This window comes from Pseudomonas sp. FP2338, from assembly GCF_030687515.1.
Taxonomy (GTDB): domain Bacteria; phylum Pseudomonadota; class Gammaproteobacteria; order Pseudomonadales; family Pseudomonadaceae; genus Aquipseudomonas; species Aquipseudomonas salomonii.
In genome coordinates this window covers 3400052-3414621 of the sequence record NZ_CP117436.1, presented here as the reverse complement: position 1 = coordinate 3414621, position 14570 = coordinate 3400052, and the positions used below count along the sequence as shown (strand labels likewise).

Below are 14570 nucleotides of genomic sequence, written 5' to 3'. Positions count from 1 at the left end.
TGAAAAACTCGAGAGTAGTAGGGGGTAGTTGCAGCCGGAAGCTCTTTTCCCAAAAACATTACCCAAGTAGCTGTTATTGGATGAAGGATTATGCTTGTGATATTAAAAGCGCTTGTTTTGCTTGTTGGATTGCCAGCGGCTGTCTTAGCTGCCGAAGCCACTAGACTTCCCGGTGAAGCCGAATATCAGCAGGGAGTGGCGATTCTGAGCGAAACAGATCCTCAGGTCGTCGAATTGCTAAGAGCCTTTCATGCAAATAATAACGCCAAAGGTTCCGAGGGATTGATGGAGTCGTTGCGCGAAAAGAACACGCGTGCCGTCCAGTTGCTCAGTGAGTCTTCTGCACTTGGCCATCCTGTGGCCCAATATCGTCTTGCGCTCTACTATCAAGCCTATCTGGTTCCGAATGACGAAAAAGTGTGTGAGCTGTATAAATCTAGCTTGGCGCAGGGTTTTGCACCGGCTGCCCTGCGGGTCGGAAGCGCCTGTAAGATTTACACCCTTGGTCCCGAATACATGCCTTTGCTGGAAGAAGCCTTGGACAGATTTCCCCGGTTTGCGAAGTATTACCCGCAGCCAACGGTGTACCTGGAATGTGGAAAGTCAACGCCAAAAGATGTAGAGCTGCAATGGGGCAGACAGAATGACTATCTGGCTGAACTGTATAAACTTATGGCTAGTCAGTTTGATCGGACGACAGCAATGCCAAAGCGCATTGATTATTTAGAAAAAGCGGTGGCGACGAATGGTTGTCCCTCTGCGCAGAAAAAATTGGAGATCTACCAATCACCAAAATAGATTCTTTATCTGTACAGTAGAGTATGCGCTTGGTGTACTGATAGGCTGGAATACAAGGAAGCCCTGATATGGCTGCGGAAGAAAAAAAGAGGATGTTTTGGTATTGGGTTTGGGGGTTGATTGCCGTGGCATTGGTGGGGGATCCCTCAGGGTCAGACCACTATTGTTCTTGCTGAGGATTAATCGTGGATTGGCCCCTATTTTTCCAGAGTTGAAGAGTTAGGAATATGTACTCACAAGCCGATCTCGCTATGGCTTTAGAAAAAGCACTGGTTAACGGTTTCGATGTCTTTAGGATTTCTAAACTGGCATTTGAAATTTATCAAAACCATGGCTTAGAAATCACTGCTCCCATGGATCGAGCACTTCTCACATTGATGGCAATGGAGGACGGTGAGGAGTTTGAGTTGACTGAGTCCGAGCTTTTGGCTTTGATTTCAGCGATTAAAGCAGTGTAGATGGAGCAAAAGAGATCAAGTGGGATCAGACCACTATTCTTCTGACGGAGCACTAAACGTGGTCTGCCCCCTATTTTTTTGAAAAGCCTTCCTGAATCGGCAAATTGGCTCATGAGGGAAAGTGCTCAGTTCGGCTTGCTGGCTACGGCGGTGTATCAGTCATTAATCCCGCACTGACACACCACCTTCGCAGGCAAGCCAGCTCCCACAGTTGGTTTGTGGTGCGTCAGCAGGTTTTGGGTTGCAGGCACTCCAGCGCACGGTCGGCCAGGGTTTGGGCTATGACGATCAGGTGTTCGGTGGCACCGGCCATGTGGCGTTGATCGCCTGTCAGGCCTTGAGTGGTGTCGGCTGCGGTGGCGGCTGCGCAGCGCAGCAGGTCGCAGAGTTGGGCGAGGGCGTCTTCGAAGCTGAGGTCGTGATGCACCGTAAAGGACTGCGGTGAGGCGGGTTGCAGGTAGTGGCTCAGGGCGCGTTCAAGTATTTCGCGGCTGGGGGTGAAGCGCGTTGTATTGCTCATGCATAAGCTCCTGATAAGGGGCCTACTTGTTTCAGGTTTCCACACCTGTTCGCTGATAGGCAGCGACAGCGCACAGGCTAGCCAGTGGCATGAGCAGGCGCAAGGCCGAAGGGCTGCTTAGGAAGTTTCCTGCAAGTTTAAGGGATATGGATTGCTGGCCTTTTACACTGCATGTCGATCAGGCAACACCGATCAAAGCTGAGAGGCGGGATGTTGTGGCGAGCGGGCTTGCCCCGCGTTGGGCTGCGCAGCAGCCCCAGGAGAGTCAACGCGGTTTTCCAGATGTATCGCGTCGTGGGGTTTCAGGGCCGCTTCGCGCCCCAGCGCGGGGCAAGCCCGCTCGCCACAAGAAGTTAGCTCCCACAGTTCTGAACGTGTTCAGGCCAGGTATTTGTGGAACCAGCCGAGGGTTCTTTCCCACGCCAGATTTGCCGCCACTTCGTCATACCGTGGCGTCGAGTCATTATGAAACCCATGGTTGGCGCCTTTGTAGATATACGCCTCATAGGTCGTGCCCGCCGCTTTCAAGGCTTTCTCATACGTCGGCCAACCCTCGTTGATCCGCGTATCCAACTCGCCGTAATGCAGCATGATCGGCGCCTTGATACGTGGCACGTCCTTCGCATCCGGCTGCCTGCCGTAGAACGACACCGCTGCGCCGAGTTCCGGGTACGCCACCGCTGCCGCATTGGTCACGCCGCCGCCATAGCAGAAGCCGGTGATGCCGACTTTGCCGGTGCTGCTGTCGTGGTGCATCAGCCATTCGATGGCGGCGAAGAAGTCGTTCATGAGCTTGGTGGGGTCGACTTTTTGTTGCAGTTCCACGCCTTTTTCATCGTTGCCGGGGTAGCCGCCCACGGAGGTGAGGCCGTCGGGTGCCAGGGCGATGAAGCCGGCTTTGGCCAGGCGCCGGGCGACGTCTTCGATGTAGGGGTTAAGGCCTCGGTTTTCGTGCACGACCACCACGGCGGGCAGTTTGCCGCTGGCCTTGGCCGGGCGTACGAGGTAGCCGCGCACGGTGCCGTTGCCTTTGGGCGAGGGGTAGGTGATGTAGTCGGCGACGATGTCCGGGTCGGTGAATTTGACCTGTTCGGCCAGCGCGTAGTTGGGGCTCAGGGCCGCCAGCAGCGCCGAGGCGGTGAGGCCGCCGAAGGTGAACAGCGCGGCGCGGTCGAGAAATTCGCGGCGGTTGAGCTTGCCGTGGGCGTAGCCGTCGTAGAGTTCCAGCAGTTCGGGGGCAAAGTCTTTCGCGGTGAGACGAGTCATCGGAGCAGTCCTCGATTAGCGGTGGTCATCACTGTAGACCAGGATCAACGTTCGCGGCCATGGGCGGAATCCGACAGTTGCCGGGTATCGACGCGCACGAACACCGAGTCGCCGAGGGCGGTGAGCACGTCACCGGCGTACACCTCGCAGACCACGCGGCTTTTACGCCCCACGTCGCCTTCAACCCGCGCGCGCAGGGTCAACGTCACGCCCATGGGCGTGGGCTTGATGAATTTGATCCCCAGGTTACCGGTCACGCAGTCGATGCGCGGCAGGCTGCCGGGCTCGCGCTGCTCGTTGCGGTAGTGGTAGGCCATGGCCGTCCAGTTGGAGTGGCAGTCGACCAGCATGGCGATCAGGCCGCCGTAGACCAGGTCCGGCCAGCCGCTGTAGTGGGCTTCGGGCAGGTGCTCGGTGATCACGTGGATACCATCGGCATCCCAACGGCTTTTGATGTGCAGGCCATGGGGGTTGCTGCCGCCGCAGCCGTAGCAGATGCCTTCGGGCGCGGTGATGTCCTGCAGGGAAGGGGTGTGCATGCAAAGTCCTTATTGTTTCTTTTGGCGACTACTCTGTTTAGCAGGGCACGCTGCGAAAGGGAATAAAACCATGGCATGGCGTGTTAGCTCAGCACATCTGTTCATTTGTCTTGCGGAGTGTTGCATGAAGCGTCGAATGCCCCTGTTTGTAAGCCTGGCGGTGCTCCTTGGTGTGTTTCTCGGCAGCGCGCAGGCCGTGGAATACAAAGACGTCAACCGCACCGCCAGCCAGATCAGTTTTACCTTCCAGCAGTTCGGGCAGCGGGTGTATGGCACCTTCAGCGACTTTGAAGGCACCCTGACCTTTGATACGCAAAAGCCCGAGGCGGCGCATGCGTTGCTCAAGATCCAGCTCGCCAGCATTGACGCCGGCAGCCAGGACGCCAATACCCAGTTGCAGCAACCGGCGTGGTTCGACACCGCGGCTTATCCCGTGGGTGTGTATGAGTCCAACGGCGCCACGGCGCTGGGCGATAACCGCTACAAAATCAGCGGCAACCTGACGATCAAGGGCATTACGCGGCCGGTGGATATTGATGTGGTGCTCAAGGAGCAAAGCGGCATCGGCGTGTTTGACGGCGCGTTCATCCTCAAGCGCAGCGACTTCAAGATTGGTGAGGGGGAATGGGCGGGCAACAGCGTGGTGTCCAATGACATCAACATCAAATTCAAGATGGTTGCGCCGCAACGCTAGCGGGCGAACTTCTTCGCTCCGGCCACACAGCCGATCACCGCAACCGTCACCAGCAGCATGCCCAGGCTGACCTGCTCATGCAGCAGGCCCGCCGCCAGCGCCAGGCCGAAAAACGGTTGCAGCAACTGCAACTGCCCGACCGCAGCGATGCCACCCTGAGCCAGGCCACGATACCAGAACACAAAGCCGATCAGCATGCTGAACAGCGACACGTAGCCCAGGCTTAGCCACGCCGGCAGGCTGATGCCCGTGAGGGTTGCCGGCGCCAGTATCACGCTCAACGGCGCCACCACCGGCAACGACACCACCAGCGCCCAGCATATCACTTGCCAGCCGCCGAGGCTGCGCGACAGCGTGGCGCCTTCGGCATACCCCAGGCCGCACACCAGCACGGCCAACAACATCAGCACGTCGCCGGCAGGCGCGGCGCTCAAGCCTTGGGCAACGGCGTAGCCCATCACCAGCAGGCTGCCGAGAATCGAAAACACCCAGAACACCGGGCGCGGGCGCTCGCCGCCACGCAGTACACCAAACACTGCGGTGGCCAGCGGCAGCAGGCCGATGAAGACGATGGAGTGTGCAGACGTTACGTATTGCAGCGCGAGTGCCGTGAGCAGTGGAAAGCCAATCACCACACCCAGGGCGACGATCACCAGCGGCCCCCATTGGTGGCGTGCGGGGCGTTTTTCCCTGAACAACCACAACAACAGCACGCCGAGCACGGCGGCAATGGCGGCGCGGATCATGGTCAGAAACACCGGGTTGACCTCCATCACCGCCAGGCGCGTTGCCGGCAAGGAGCCGCTGAAGATCACCACGCCGATAAAGCCGTTGATCCAGCCTTGGGTGCTGGCGTGTGCTGCGGTGAGGCTTGAGGTGCGTTCCATGGTGAGGGCTCGAAAGAGGTGGTTGCGTAAAGGCCATCCTAGGGATCAGGATTAAGACAATCAAAAAATTGTCATGGATACATCGCCTATGCCGCGCGCCCGCTATAAGTCGCTGGTCGACACCTTTGCCCAAGACATCCGCAGCGGCGCACTGGCGCCCGGTACACGTCTGCCCACGCACCGGCAATTGGCCGCCGAACATGGCTTGGCGTTGGTCACCGCGAGCCGGGTGTACACCGAGCTTGAGGCCATGGGCCTGGTCAGCGGCGAAACCGGGCGCGGCACCTTTGTGCGGGAAATCGCTTTGCCGCCGGGGCAGGGCACTGGGCAGATGAATGTCGCCACCGGCATGCTCGACCTGAATTTCAATTACCCCTCGTTGCCCGGTCAGGCGGACCTGCTGCGCACCGCTCTGCGCCAATTGGCGCTGTCGGGCGACCTGGAAGCGTTGCTGCGTTACCAGCCCCATGCCGGCCGCTTGCACGAGCGGGCCGCTGTGGCACGGCATCTATTGAACCGAGGCCTGGCGGTTGAGGCGGAGCAGGTGCTGATGGTCAGCGGCGCCCAGCACGGCCTGGCGGTGACGATGATGGCGTTGCTCAAGCCTGGGGATGTAATTGCCGTGGATGCGCTGACCTATTCTGGCTTCAAGGTGCTGGCCGAAACCCTGCACCTGGAAATCGTCGCCATTCCGGTCACCGCCAATGGTCCGGATCTGGCGTTCCTGCACGCGCTGTGCCGCAAGCGCTCGGTGCGTGCGGTGTACAGCATTCCAACCCTGCATAACCCGTTGGGGTGGGTGATGAGCCTTGCGCAACGCGAGCAACTGATTGCCATCGCGCGTGAGCATCATCTTATGCTCATTGAGGACGCGGCCTACGCGTTTCTGGCTGAAGACGCGCCACCGCCGCTGGCTACGTTGGCGCCTGAGTGCACGGTGTATGTGGGCGGGCTTTCCAAAAGTGTCGCCACGGGTTTGCGCGTCGGGTTTATCGCCGCGCCGCCAGCCTGGGTAAAAAAGCTGGAGCGCACGATCATGGCCACCACCTGGAACGTGCCCGGTGTGATGAGCGCGATTGCGGTGGGCTGGATCGAGGACGGCACCGTCGCGCAACTCGAAGCACAAAAGCGCCAGGATGCACGGGCACGCCAAGCCTTGGCTGCGCAGGTGCTCAAAGGCGTGCCTTACATCAGCCACCCGTCTTCGTATTTTTTGTGGTTGCCGCTGGGGAACGAGGCGCGGGCCGATCAGGTGGCCATGGCCTTGCAGCGCGAGGCGATTTCCGTGTCCACCGCCGAGCCGTTTGCGGTCTCGGCCACGGTGCCGCACGCACTGCGCCTGGCACTGGGTTCGGTGAGCATGGCCGCGCTGGGCGAGGCGCTGGTGAAGGTCCGGGAAGCGGTGCGGTGGTGAGCCGCACCGCTTGGCGTCAGTATTTGTAAGCCTGACGCCCGATCAGCAGCCAATGGCCTTTTTGCTTCTGCCAGACCTGGAAGTTGTCGATATCGGTCGGCACTTCGACGCCGCTGTTCACGGCCAGGGCGTGAAAGTGGTTGCGTACCAGCGCGGTGTCGCCGTCCAGGGTGATGGTCTGGTTTTGCATTTCGAGGGTTTTGAACGCGCTGGTGTGGGTTTCCAGGTCAGCGATAAATTGCGCTTTGTTCTGCACCTTGCCGCTGGAGTGGCCATAGGTGAGCTTGTCGGAAGTCAGGGCGTGCAGCGCCTTGAGGTCCAGGTGCAACATGGCTTGGGTCAGTTGGTCGACCGCTTGGGCCACGTCCTTTTCGGCGGGGGCAGGCGCAGCTGCGACGTAGCCGGTGAACAGGCACAGAAAACCGATCAGCACTTTGACGTTTGGCATGGGTGTTTCCTTATTGTTGTTGGGGTGAACATGACGACTTAAGTCGTCGTACAACCATGCAATATTTCCGAGGGAGAAGGAAAGTGAAATTTTGAAATATCTTGAAAGGATTAGGCTTGGTCACGTTATAAAGAACTTGAGTTCTTGTACGACGTCCCAACACATCAAATAAGTGCGGGCGACGTGCCTTGTCGCTTCCAGGCCAACAAGCCGATCGCTATGCTACTGCGCAAATAACAAGCCGCCCGAGAGACAACATGGAATTTGACTGGCACAGCGACGTCATCACCCGCGCCACTCCCGTGACCCCTCACTACAAAAATACCCAGAACGTTCGCCGTTTCATGCTTGAACACTGTGGCCCGACGTTCAAGTTCGACCGGCCGTTCATGGCCTGGATCCGCAACGACTTGCCCAAAACCCTGGGCGATGTGGTGGATGAGTGGCAACGCCGCAACGAGGACACACGCCCATGACCCGCGACGAAAAATACCAGGCTGCGCAGGAGCGCATTGGCTACCGGCTGGAGGAGTTCAAAGTCGGCGGCAACTACACGCCGTTGGTGCGCGATGGCAACCACCTGTACATCAGCGGCCAGATTCCGCGTGTCGGTGACACCCTTATGCTGCCGGGCAAGGTCGGTGAAAGCCTGACCCTGGCCCAGGCGCAAATCGCCGCCAGTATCGGCGCGTTACGTTGCCTGGGGTTGCTCAAGCAGACGCTGGGTTCGCTGGATCAGGTCAAGACACTCGCGCGTATCACCGTGTATGTGCGCAGCGCCGAAGACTTTGATCAGCAGAGTGAAGTGGCCAACGCTGCGTCGGACCTGTTCCACGAAATCCTCGGCGCTGCCGGTGTGCACACGCGCACATCGGTGGGGGTGATGCAGTTGCCCAAATCGGCGGCCGTCGAGATCGACATGATCGCTGTTGCTCACGATTGAACCGGCGATGATCACCCAAGGGCTTGAGGTACTGATCGACTACGCCGTGCACTTGGCGCCGGGTCTGCTGCTGTTTGGTGCGTGGTTCGCGTTGACGCCAAGGGCGCAGGTGGCGATGCGCATCCTGATTCTGCTGGCGGCGTTTGTGCTGATGCGCGATGTGATGACGCCGCTGGGCATGTGGGCGGTGAGCCGCGATGTGCAGGTCGCGTTCAGTGGCAATGCCTTCGTGCTGGCGGTGCTCGGCGGGCTGTCGGTGCTGCTGATCATGCTGCTCTCACGCCTGGCACCGGAGTTATGGCGGTTGATGCGTTGGACCCTTGGCAACCCGTGGGTTGGCATGGCGGCAGGCATCGTCGTCGGCTGTTTGATCGGCTTGCCGCTGCGGGTTTATCAAGGCATCGATGCAAGCCAGCTCCACGGCTACTGGGTGTGGCTGCCGGGCATGGTGGTATTGGCCTATGGCGCCAATGCGTTGGAGGAGGTGCTGTTTCGTGGTTTTTTGCAGGGTTATCTGGAGCAACAGGTCTCACCCCTGCGCGCCGCATTGATCAGCGGCGTGGCCTTTGCAGCCTGCCATGCGTTCCTGGCCTTAAGCGTTACCCAACTGGGCTGGCCCGTGTTGCTGTTCACCCTGCTTGAAGGGTTGGCCTGTACGCTGGTGCGCATGCGTTACGGCGTACTGCCCGCAGCACTGGCCCACGGCACCGCCATCCTGCTGATCGCCGTGCCCTACATGGCCTGATCTGAAGCACAGTTCCCACATTGCCTGACTTGAAACACAGCCAAAAAATGTGGGAGCTGGCTTGCCTGCGATAGCGTCGGATCAGCCAGCATAGTTGTCCCTGGAAACCCGCCATCGCAGGCAAGCCAGCTTCCACAGGTTGACCGCGTTCAGGCCGTTGTGGCTCTACATGGCTTGACTTGAAATACAGTCAAATGTGGGAGCGGGCTTGCTCGCGAAGACGGCGTATCAGTCACCTGATGCATCGCCTGACACGCCGCTTTCGCGAGCAAGCCCGCTCCCACAGATTGACCGCGTTCAGGCCGTCGTGGCTCTACATGGCTTGACTTGAAACACGGCCAAAAATGTGGGAGCTGGCTTGCCTGCGATAGTGTCAGGTCAGCCAGCATAGTTGTCCCTGGAAAGCCGCCATCGCAGGCAAGCCAGCTCCCACAGGTTGATCGCGTTTAAGCAGTTGTGGCTCTACCTGGCTTGACTTGAAATACAGCCAAAAAATGTGGGAGCTGGCTTGCCTGCGATAGTGTCGGGTCAGCCAGCATAGTTGTCCCTGGAAAGCCGCCATCGCAGGCAAGCCAGCTCCCACAGGTTGACCGCATTCAGGCCGTTGTGGCTCTACCTGGCTTGACTTGAAACACGGCCAAAAATGTGGGAGCTGGCTTGCCTGCGATAGCGTCGGGTCAGCCAGCATAGTTGTCCCTGGAAACCCGCCATCGCAGGCAAGCCAGCTTCCACAGGTTGACCGCGTTCAGGCCGTTGTGGCTCTACATGGCTTGACTTGAAATACAGTCAAATGTGGGAGCGGGCTTGCTCGCGAAGACGGCGTATCAGTCACCTGATGCATCGCCTGACACGCCGCTTTCGCGAGCAAGCCCGCTCCCACAGGTTGACCGCATTCAGGCCGTTGTGGCTCTACCTGACTTGACTTGAAATACAGTCAAAATGTGGGAGCGGGCTTGCTCGCGAAGACGGTGTATCAGTCACCTGATGCATCGCCTGACACGCCGCTTTCGCGAGCAAGCCCGCTCCCACGATTTTTACAACGGCGGTGTGCGCGGTGGGATCAGGCGTTTGCTGCCGGTGGCTTCATACGCGCTGGCAAAGCTCAGCAGCGCCGAGTCATCGTACGCCCGGCCGGCAAAGGTCAGGCCGACCGGCATGCCGATGTCGGCCATCACGCCCATCGGCACGGTGACGGTGGGCACGCCGAGGTGGCGGATGGCGAGGTTGCCGTTGGCGACCCACACGCCATTGCTCCAGGCGATGTCGGCACTGGCTTCATTCACGTCGGCATCTGCCGGGCCTACATCAGCCACGGTCGGGAACAACACGGCATCGAGCCCAAGCCTGTCCATCCAGTCTTCCAGGTCGATGCGCCGGGTTTGCTCCAGGCCGCGCAAGCCGTCCGGCACTGTGCTGATCTCGTTCCACGGCGTGATGCCGCGCTGGGCCATGCGCACGTATTCGTCCATGCCGGCGGCCAGGTCATCTTCACGGTTGGGCAGGGTGCCTGGGTCGTGCGGAAAAATCTTCGGCCCGTCGACATCCGCCAAACGGTTGAGCGCCGGGTCGTTGTTGGCGCGCAGGAAGTCATCAAAAGCCCAGGCCGACAGTTCCCACAATTCGTCGTGCAGAAACTCTTTGGAGACCAGCCCACGGGTAAACACGGTTGGCGCGCCAGGGCGATCGCCTTCGCAGTTCGACACCAGCGGGAAATCCACCTCGATCACTTCAGCGCCGGCAGCTTGCAGCGCCTGGCGTGCAACTGCCCACAGGTCGATCACGCTGGCGCGGGTGTTGATCTTCTGCCCGGTCGGCCCGCCAATGCCGGGTTTTTCGCTGGTGCCCGCCTCGGGATCGGCATTGATGTACATGCGCGGCACGCCGAAGCGTTTACCGGCGAGGGCTTCACTGCTCACCGCCAAGTCGGCGTAAGACGCGGGGCGCACCGACGCCACGCTCGGGATCGGCACCCAGGGTTGCAGGCGCCACAGGTCGCCACGGGTGTCGGGGTCTTCGGCGACCACCACATCCAGCACTTCCAGCAGGTCGGCCATGGTGCGTGCATAGGGCACCACCACGTCCATGGTCGGCGTAAGCGGCCAGTTGCCGCGCACCGAAATCACGCCACGGGACGGCGTGTAGGCGCACAACCCATTGTTGGACGCCGGGCCGCGCCCGCTCGACCAGGTTTCTTCAGCCACGCCAAAGGCGGCGAAGCTTGCCGCCGTGGCGGTGCCCGCGCCGTTGGACGAGCCGGAGGCAAACGGTGCAGTCAGGTAGTCGGCGTTGTAAGGGCTTTCGGCACGGCCATATACACCCCGCTGCATCCCGCCATTGGCCATCGGCGGCATATTGGTCTTGCCCAGGCAGATGGCACCGCCCGCTCGCAGGCGTTCGATGGTGAAGGCGTCGCGCTGCGCAACCAGCTTGGCAAAGGCCGGGCTGCCGGATGCGGCCGTGAGGCCCTTGACCAGGTAGCTGTCCTTGGCGGTATAGGGAATGCCGTCCAATGGCCCCAACGTTTCGCCCCTGGCCCGGCGCGCATCGGACGCCTCGGCTTCTTTTAGCGCTTCGGGGTTACGCACCACCACGGCGTTCAACGCGGTGGCGGTCTGCGGGCCGTCATAGGCGTCAATCCGCGCCAGGTAGGCGTTTACCAGTTCAACGGCAGTGGTCTGGCCGGTTTCAAGCGCCGCGCGCAGTTGGGCAATGGAGACTTCGGTAACTTGCATCACGTTTTTTTCGCCGCCTTCAAGTGGGAGGTATGGCGGCAGTCTACGGACAGATATTTCACAAAACCAGCGCGGCATGCTCCGCATAGGCGGCGCGCATGACTTGCCACGTCAGCTCGTCAGCCGGAATCAGATGCTCGATACGCAGCGACGTGAGGGTGATGTCCTGGGGCATGCCGAACGTGGTGAAGGTCGACAGAAAGCTCAGTTCGCCCTGGGGTGAGCGGATGCGCGTCAGCACCAAGGGCGGCATGTGTTCGGGCGGTTCGGTGTGGGTGGGCGTCGGCAGACTCGCTAATAAAACCGCCAATTCAGGATTGCCCAGCGCCTCACGGCTGGCGCGTTGCCAGGCAAGCGTGCGGATCTCTTCGGCGTTGATCAGGTGGTCGCCCAAGCCGCCGGTTTGCAACAGCGTGGTCAGCAGGTTCAGCCCGTCTGCCGCATCCGGTTCAAGCCCCACCCGTTCAAACAGAACGCCGGTACTGGCATTCGCCGCGAGCACTTGCCACTGGCTGTCCAACAGAATCGCCGGGGCCGGGTTGTTGGCGTGCAACACATGGCTGACGGCTTCGCGAATCGCGGCCATGGCCGGTGAGGCGAGCGGGGTGGCGGTGTAGCGCGGCGCGTAGCCGGCGGCGAGGAACACGCGATTGCACTGCTCAAGCGGCACATCCAGCGCGGTCAATAAATTGTGCAACGTGCCCGGGCTCGGCTTGGCGCGGCCGGTTTCGATGTAACTGAGGTGGCGTTGCGAAACCCCGGTGATCAGGGCCAGGTCCAGCTGGCTGAGTTTGGCGTGGCGGCGCAGTTGGCGCAGCTGGTCGCCGGCAGTAGTGTCCATGGCGGGTTCATAACCTGTGAGGTCATTGCGAGGGCCAAGACCTTATCACTATCGTGAGCTTCATTCACTTCAAGGAAGAGACCATGCACAGACCCTCTATTGCCCTGGTCGGGTTAGTTGGATTTTCACTCTATACGCTGGCGACGATGCTCACCGCCGAGCAATCACTGCTGGCTTTCGGGCGGCAATTGATGTCGCGGCCGGACACCGCACAGGTGGTGATCGACCTGTACCTGATGGCGGTGCTGGCGTGTGTGTGGATGTATCGGGATACGCGTGGGCGCGGGCGTTCAGTCGTGTCTGTACTGCCGTATTTCGCGCTGACGGCGGTGTTTGTTTCGGTGGGGCCGTTGCTTTATATCGTCGTCAATGGGCTGCGCGATGAATGACCTGCTGGCTATCTACGCAGGCTGCGTGCTGGTGCTGTGCCTGAAGATGTTTGCGGTTTCCTGCTACCAGGGTTTTTGGCGGATTCGGCGGCGGGCGTTCACCCACCTTGAAGATGCGGCATTCTTCAGCCGCATGGCGCAGCCGCAAGAATTGCCGCAGGTTGTGAGGGCGCAAAGGGCGTGGGCCAATGACCTGGAAAATATCCCGCTGTTTTTTGTGCTGGGCGGATTGTGTGTGGCGCTGGGGAGTTCCCAGGGTGTCACGGGTTGGCTCTTTGGCGTGTTTACCCTGGCCCGGTTGGCGCACACGGTGACCTATCTGGCAGGGCTGCAACCCTGGCGTACGCTGGCGTATGCGGTGGGCGTGGCCTGCCTCTTCGGTCTCTGCGTCAGTGTGGCGGTGCATTACGACCTTTAGCCGAACGTGCCGGTCTGGTCCACCAGACGAATGCTGTCGCGCCCGCCAGGCTGGGCCTGCGAGACGTGCGCCAACAGGCGTGGTGCTTGCAGATCAAGGGCGCGATGGTCAGAACGCAGGAGGGTCGAGCGTCATGTCGTGCCGGGCTGCCTGGGTGTGTGCTGTCAATCGCGACTGTAAGCGCACACCCAGGTTTTTCGGAGTGCTAAACGCCTTTGGTCGAGGGCAGCAATATCGTGAGGATGCCCGCCAGTGGCAGGAACGAGCAGATCTTGTAGACGTACTCAATGCCGTGGTTATCGGCGAGCAAGCCCAGCAACGCGGCGCCAATCCCGCTGAAACCGAACATCAGGCCAAAGAAGATACCGGCGATCATCCCCACATTGCCCGGCACCAGTTCCTGGGCGAAGACCACGATGGCCGAGAAGGCCGAGGCGATGATAAAGCCGATGACCACGCTGAGTACGGCGGTCCAGAACAGGTCGACGTAGGGCAGGGCCAGGGTGAAGGGCGCAGCGCCGAGGATCGAGAACCAGATGACTTTCTTGCGCCCGATCTTGTCGCCAATCGGGCCACCGGCGAAGGTGCCCACGGCCACCGCGCCAAGGAACAGGAACAGGTACATCTGCGAACTGGCCACCGACAGCTGGAACTTCTCGATCAGGTAGAAGGTGAAGTAGCTGGTCAGGCTGGTCATGTAGAAGTATTTGGAGAACACCAGCAGCGCCAGCACCACCAGGGCAAAGGTCACGCGGCCTTTGGACAGGCCGTGAGTCGCCTTGCCACCTTGCTTGAGCTTGAACAGGTTGAGGTGGTTGCGGTACCAGCGGCTCAGGCCATAGAGCACCAGAATCGCAAACACGGCGAACAGCCCGAACCAGGCGATATGGCTTTGGCCGTAAGGAATGATGATCGCCGCCGCCAGCAACGGGCCGAAGGCGCTGCCGGTGTTGCCGCCAACCTGGAAGGTCGATTGCGCCAGGCCATAACGCCCGCCGGAAGCCAGGCGTGCGACGCGCGAGGTTTCCGGGTGAAAGGTCGACGAGCCGACGCCCACCAGGGCCGCCGCCAGCAAAATCGCCGGGAAGGTGCCGACAAACGCCAGCATCAGAATGCCGATCAAGGTGCACACCATGCCGGCCGGCAGCAGCCAGGGCTTGGGATGGCGGTCGGTGTGGTAGCCGATCCAGGGTTGCAGCAGCGAGGCGGTCAGTTGGAAGGTCAGGGTGATCAGGCCCACCTGGGTGAAGCTCAGCCCGTAGTTGGCCTTGAGCATCGGGTAGATCGAGGGCAGCACGGCCTGGATCAGGTCATTGATCAGGTGGGCCAGGGCGCAGGCGCCGAGGACGCGCATGACCAAGGGGCTCACTTGGGGTGTAGTGGTTGCAGCGGCGGGTGACGCGGTGACGGTCGTCATGCAGGCATTCCATACAGGGCAGCAAACTGAGGTGGCGAGTACTTGAGCTCGTCACCCATTT

At 60.4% G+C, this 14570-nt stretch carries 17 protein-coding genes; 9 read left to right on the top strand and 8 right to left on the bottom strand.

Translation table 11 applies throughout. The annotated features are described in order from the left end of the window. Positions 1–90: 90 nt before the first annotated feature. Together PSH96_RS15440 and PSH96_RS15435 are read left to right on the top strand one after the other, a co-directional pair. Positions 91–798 carry a hypothetical protein gene (locus PSH96_RS15440; RefSeq protein ID WP_305453724.1) on the top strand — a complete coding sequence of 236 codons (708 nt, stop codon included), beginning with the start codon at positions 91–93 and terminating at the stop codon, positions 796–798. A gap of 227 nt (positions 799–1025) precedes the next feature. Beyond that, positions 1026–1256: a hypothetical protein gene (locus PSH96_RS15435; RefSeq protein ID WP_305453723.1), complete on the top strand. Its 231-nt coding sequence runs from the start codon at positions 1026–1028 to the stop codon at positions 1254–1256. Positions 1257–1482: 226 nt separating this feature from the next. Here PSH96_RS15435 and PSH96_RS15430 read toward each other — a convergent pair whose 3' ends face one another. The 3 genes from PSH96_RS15430 to PSH96_RS15420 form a co-directional block, all read right to left on the bottom strand. Next, a complete protein-coding gene (locus tag PSH96_RS15430; RefSeq protein ID WP_305453721.1) occupies positions 1483–1776 on the bottom strand; it encodes a hypothetical protein in 294 nt (97 codons plus the stop codon). Positions 1777–2154: 378 nt separating this feature from the next. After that, complete coding sequence (yghX, locus tag PSH96_RS15425) at positions 2155–3042, bottom strand: YghX family hydrolase (RefSeq protein WP_305453720.1); 888 nt, start codon at positions 3040–3042, stop codon at positions 2155–2157. 44 nt (positions 3043–3086) lie between these two features. Next, positions 3087–3581 (bottom strand): PaaI family thioesterase, encoded by a 495-nt coding sequence (locus tag PSH96_RS15420; RefSeq protein ID WP_305453719.1) that lies wholly within the window; start codon positions 3579–3581, stop codon positions 3087–3089. Positions 3582–3705: 124 nt separating this feature from the next. On the opposite strand from PSH96_RS15420, the gene PSH96_RS15415 reads away from it, so the two are divergent. Beyond that, positions 3706–4275: a YceI family protein gene (locus PSH96_RS15415; RefSeq protein WP_305453717.1), complete on the top strand. Its 570-nt coding sequence runs from the start codon at positions 3706–3708 to the stop codon at positions 4273–4275. Here the strand turns inward: PSH96_RS15415 and PSH96_RS15410 are convergent. Then, a complete protein-coding gene (locus PSH96_RS15410; RefSeq protein WP_305453716.1) occupies positions 4272–5162 on the bottom strand; it encodes a DMT family transporter in 891 nt (296 codons plus the stop codon). The two genes, PSH96_RS15415 and PSH96_RS15410, sit on opposite strands and share 4 nt — an antisense overlap. 88 nt (positions 5163–5250) lie before the next feature. On the opposite strand from PSH96_RS15410, the gene PSH96_RS15405 reads away from it, so the two are divergent. After that, the gene (locus PSH96_RS15405; RefSeq protein ID WP_305453714.1) at positions 5251–6576 is read left to right on the top strand and encodes a PLP-dependent aminotransferase family protein; all 1326 of its coding nucleotides are present in this window, start codon (positions 5251–5253) and stop codon (positions 6574–6576) included. Positions 6577–6592: 16 nt separating this feature from the next. On the opposite strand, the gene PSH96_RS15400 is transcribed toward PSH96_RS15405, so the two are convergent. Further along, positions 6593–7024 (bottom strand): nuclear transport factor 2 family protein, encoded by a 432-nt coding sequence (locus tag PSH96_RS15400; RefSeq protein WP_056860201.1) that lies wholly within the window; start codon positions 7022–7024, stop codon positions 6593–6595. A gap of 257 nt (positions 7025–7281) precedes the next feature. On the opposite strand from PSH96_RS15400, the gene PSH96_RS15395 reads away from it, so the two are divergent. The 3 genes from PSH96_RS15395 to PSH96_RS15385 are packed head-to-tail and all read left to right on the top strand — an operon-like array spanning position 7282 to position 8712. Continuing rightward, complete coding sequence (locus tag PSH96_RS15395) at positions 7282–7500, top strand: DUF6434 domain-containing protein (RefSeq protein WP_305453713.1); 219 nt, start codon at positions 7282–7284, stop codon at positions 7498–7500. Beyond that, positions 7497–7967, top strand: coding sequence for a RidA family protein (locus PSH96_RS15390; protein ID WP_305453711.1), 471 nt, complete (start codon positions 7497–7499; stop codon positions 7965–7967). Before PSH96_RS15395 ends, PSH96_RS15390 begins: the two co-directional genes overlap by 4 nt. A gap of 7 nt (positions 7968–7974) precedes the next feature. After that, entirely contained in the window at positions 7975–8712 is a 738-nt protein-coding gene (locus PSH96_RS15385; RefSeq protein ID WP_305460081.1) for a CPBP family intramembrane glutamic endopeptidase, read from the top strand. 1034 nt (positions 8713–9746) lie between these two features. Here the strand turns inward: PSH96_RS15385 and PSH96_RS15380 are convergent. Together PSH96_RS15380 and PSH96_RS15375 are read right to left on the bottom strand one after the other, a co-directional pair. Continuing rightward, on the bottom strand, positions 9747–11447 hold the full coding sequence (locus PSH96_RS15380) for an amidase (RefSeq protein WP_305453709.1): 1701 nt from the start codon (positions 11445–11447) through the stop codon (positions 9747–9749). 55 nt (positions 11448–11502) lie between these two features. After that, the gene (locus tag PSH96_RS15375; RefSeq protein ID WP_305453708.1) at positions 11503–12285 is read right to left on the bottom strand and encodes a helix-turn-helix domain-containing protein; all 783 of its coding nucleotides are present in this window, start codon (positions 12283–12285) and stop codon (positions 11503–11505) included. Between the two features lie 83 nt (positions 12286–12368). On the opposite strand from PSH96_RS15375, the gene PSH96_RS15370 reads away from it, so the two are divergent. Both PSH96_RS15370 and PSH96_RS15365 read left to right on the top strand, forming a co-directional pair. Continuing rightward, complete coding sequence (locus PSH96_RS15370) at positions 12369–12674, top strand: DUF2834 domain-containing protein (protein ID WP_305453707.1); 306 nt, start codon at positions 12369–12371, stop codon at positions 12672–12674. After that, positions 12667–13092, top strand: coding sequence for an MAPEG family protein (locus tag PSH96_RS15365; RefSeq protein ID WP_305453706.1), 426 nt, complete (start codon positions 12667–12669; stop codon positions 13090–13092). Before PSH96_RS15370 ends, PSH96_RS15365 begins: the two co-directional genes overlap by 8 nt. A 205-nt stretch (positions 13093–13297) precedes the next feature. Here PSH96_RS15365 and PSH96_RS15360 read toward each other — a convergent pair whose 3' ends face one another. Continuing rightward, the gene (locus PSH96_RS15360; protein ID WP_017138958.1) at positions 13298–14509 is read right to left on the bottom strand and encodes an MFS transporter; all 1212 of its coding nucleotides are present in this window, start codon (positions 14507–14509) and stop codon (positions 13298–13300) included. Positions 14510–14570: the final 61 nt, after the last annotated feature.